This window comes from Mycobacterium sp. TH-M82, assembly GCF_057473605.1.
The window spans coordinates 1-3312 of sequence record NZ_JBYCKY010000028.1 but is presented as its reverse complement, the minus strand read 5'-3'; the positions used below and the strand labels follow the sequence as shown (position 1 = coordinate 3312).

General features: G+C 64.9%; 4 protein-coding genes. All 4 read left to right on the top strand.

Translation table 11 applies throughout. The features are described from left to right. The coding region (locus tag AC2VON_RS00995) for an extracellular solute-binding protein (protein ID WP_486951275.1) at positions 1-988 on the top strand (988 nt) is incomplete at its 5' end. Further along, positions 985-1872: a carbohydrate ABC transporter permease gene (locus AC2VON_RS00990; RefSeq protein ID WP_486951274.1), complete on the top strand. Its 888-nt coding sequence runs from the start codon at positions 985-987 to the stop codon at positions 1870-1872. The genes AC2VON_RS00995 and AC2VON_RS00990, both read left to right, overlap by 4 nt. 85 nt (positions 1873-1957) lie before the next feature. Then, a complete protein-coding gene (locus AC2VON_RS00985) occupies positions 1958-2755 on the top strand; it encodes a carbohydrate ABC transporter permease (protein WP_486951276.1) in 798 nt (265 codons plus the stop codon). A gap of 4 nt (positions 2756-2759) precedes the next feature. Further along, positions 2760-3312: ABC transporter ATP-binding protein (locus AC2VON_RS00980; protein WP_486951273.1), on the top strand; the 553-nt coding region annotated here is incomplete at its 3' end.

Sequence of the window (3312 nt, the reverse complement as noted above, 5' to 3'; positions counted from 1 at the left end):
CCACAGGCTCTATGCCGCGCCCGTCACCACCAACACCCAGTTGCTCTGGTATCGCACCGACCTGATGGACAAGCCGCCGACGACCTGGGCGGGGATGGTCGCCGAAGCGGCACTGCTGCACGCGGCCGGTGAACCCAGTTGGATCGGGGTGCAGGGCAAGCAGGACGAAGGCCTGGTGGTGTGGTTCAACACATTGCTGGTGAGCGCGGGTGGCCAGGTGCTCTCCGACGACGGGAAGACCGTTACCCTCACCGACACGCCGCGGCATCGGGCCGCGACCGTGGCGGCACTGCAGATCATGAAATCGGTCGCCACCGCGCCCGGCGCGGATCCGTCGATCACCGAGACCGACGCGAGCACCGCACGGCTGGCTTTCGAGCAGGGCCGATCGGCACTGGAGGTGAACTGGCCCTATGTCCTGGCTTCGATGCTGGAGAATGCCGTCAAGGGCGGGGTGAGCTTCCTTCCGCTGGACAAGCGTCCCGACTTGGCCGGCAGCATCAACAGGGTCGGTACCTTCGCCCCGTCGGATCAGCAGTTCCGTGACGCATACCAGGCCAGCAGGAAAGTGTTCGGTTTCGCGCCGTACCCGTCGGTGCAGCCGGGCCGGCCCGCGAAGTCGACGTTGGGTGGGCTGAACCTGGCCGTTGCGAAGACCACCCGGCACCGGGCCGAGGCGTTCGAGGCGATCCGTTGCCTGCGCGATGTGCAGAGCCAGAAGTACGTCTCACTCGAAGGCGGCCTGCCTCCGGTGCGGACTTCGCTGTACTCCGACCCGCAATTCCAGGCCAAGTACCCGATGTACGCCGTGATCCGCCAGCAGCTCACCGATGCTGCGGTCCGGCCGGCGACGCCGGTCTATCAGGCGGTGTCCACGCGAATGTCGGCGGTGCTGGCGCCGATCACCGAAATCGACCCCGAGCACACCGCCGACGAACTAGCCGAACAGGTGCAAAAGGCCATCGACGGCAGGGGGCTCATCCCGTGACCCACACCGAGGACACCAGATCGCAGCGGCGATTGGCGTTTGCGCTGATCGCCCCGGCGGTGATCCTGATGCTGGCGGTGACGGCCTACCCGATCGGCTACGCCGTATGGCTGAGCCTGCTGCGTGACAACCTGACCACCCCGGCGGACACCGCGTTCGTCGGCCTCACCAACTACCAGACCACCCTGACCGATTCCTACTGGTGGACGGCGCTCCTCGTGACGCTGGCGATCACGGCCATATCGGTGTCGATCGAACTCGTCCTGGGCATGGCGCTGGCGCTGGTGATGCATCGGAGCATGTTCGCCAAGGGAATGGTCCGCACCGCCGTGCTCATTCCGTACGGCATCGTCACGGTGGCCGCCGCCTACAGCTGGTACTACGCCTGGACGCCCGGAACCGGGTACCTGGCGAATCTGCTGCCCGACGGCAGCGCCCCGCTGACCCAGCAGATTCCGTCGTTGGGCGTGGTGATCCTGGCCGAGGTTTGGAAGACGACGCCGTTCATGGCGCTGCTGTTGCTCGCCGGCCTGGCGCTGGTACCCGAGGACCTCTTGAAAGCTGCGCAGGTCGACGGCGCCGGCGCCTGGCGGCGACTGATCAAGATCATCGTGCCGCTGATCAAACCTGCCGTCCTGGTGGCGCTGCTGTTCCGCACGCTCGATGCGTTTCGGATCTTCGACAACATCTATGTGCTCACGCACGGGTCCAATAGCACCGGCTCGGTGTCGATCCTGGGCTATGACAACCTTTTCAAGGGTTTCAACGTGGGCCTGGGTTCGGCGATTTCGGTGCTGATCTTCGGCTGCGTCGCGATCATCGCGTTTGTCTTCGTCAAGGTGTTCGGTGCTGCGGCACCCGGGACGGACGGCCGCAGTGGCTGAGCGGGCCGACCGCCGGCGGGTCCAATGGCGCCGCTCCTCATCGGGCCGTCCCGGCCCGCATCGTCGCCGGCGCGCCGCGGGCTGGGTGGTCATCGACGTGCTGGTCGTAGGCTACGCGCTGATCCCGGTGCTGTGGATTCTGTCGCTGTCGCTCAAACCGACATCGACAGTGCGAGACGGCAAGCTGATTCCGTCGTCGGTGACCCTCGACAACTACCGCGGCATCTTCACCGGCGGTGCCTTCAGTTCGGCGCTGATCAACTCTGTCGGCATCGGGTTGATCACCACGGTGATCGCGGTGGTGATCGGCGCGATGGCGGCATACGCGGTGGCGCGGCTGGTGTTCCCGGGAAAGCGACTGCTCGTCGGCGCTGCGCTGCTGATCGCCATGTTTCCGCAGATATCGCTTGTCACTCCGCTGTTCGACATCGAGCGCAGCACCGGCCTGTTCGATACCTGGCTGGGGTTGATCATCCCCTACACCACCTTCGCTTTGCCGTTGGCGATCTACACGTTGTCGGCGTTCTTCCAAGAGATTCCGTGGGATCTGGAGAAAGCCGCCAAGATGGACGGCGCCACGCCCGGTCAGGCCTTCGGCAAGGTGATCGCCCCGCTGGCGGCACCAGGAATCGTGACCGCGGCGATTCTGGTGTTCATCGTCGCCTGGAACGACCTGCTGCTGGCGTTGTCGTTGACGGCGACCAAGGCTTCGATAACCGCACCGGTGGCGATCGCCAACTTCACCGGCAGTTCGCAATTCGAGGAGCCCACCGGCTCCATCGCCGCGGGTGCGATGGTGATCACCGTTCCGATCATCGCCTTTGTTCTCATGTTCCAACGACGGATTGTCGCGGGGTTGACCTCCGGCGCGGTGAAAGGGTAGCTGGATGGCCGAGATTGTGCTGTCGCACATGACGAAGAGTTATCCCGACGGTGCTGTCGCCGTGCGGGACCTCTCGCTGACCATCGCCGACGGCGAGTTCATCATCCTGGTCGGCCCGTCGGGCTGCGGAAAATCGACGACGTTGAACATGATTGCCGGATTGGAGGAAATCTCGTCGGGAGAGCTGCGCATCGACGGCGAACGGGTCAACGATCGCGCACCCAAGGATCGCGACATCGCGATGGTGTTCCAGTCCTACGCGCTCTACCCGCACATGACCGTAAGACAGAACATCGCCTTCCCGTTGACGCTGGCGAAGCTGAAGAAGGCCGAGATCACCGAGAAAGTAGCGGAGGTGGCCAAGATCCTTGACCTCGCCGACCTTCTGGACCGCAAACCGGCGCAGCTCTCCGGCGGACAGCGTCAGCGGGTCGCGATGGGGCGGGCGATCGTGCGCCACCCCAAGGCATTTCTGATGGATGAGCCGCTGTCCAACCTGGATGCGAAGTTGCGGGTGCAGATGCGCGGCGAGATCGCCCGGCTGCAGCGCCGGCTGG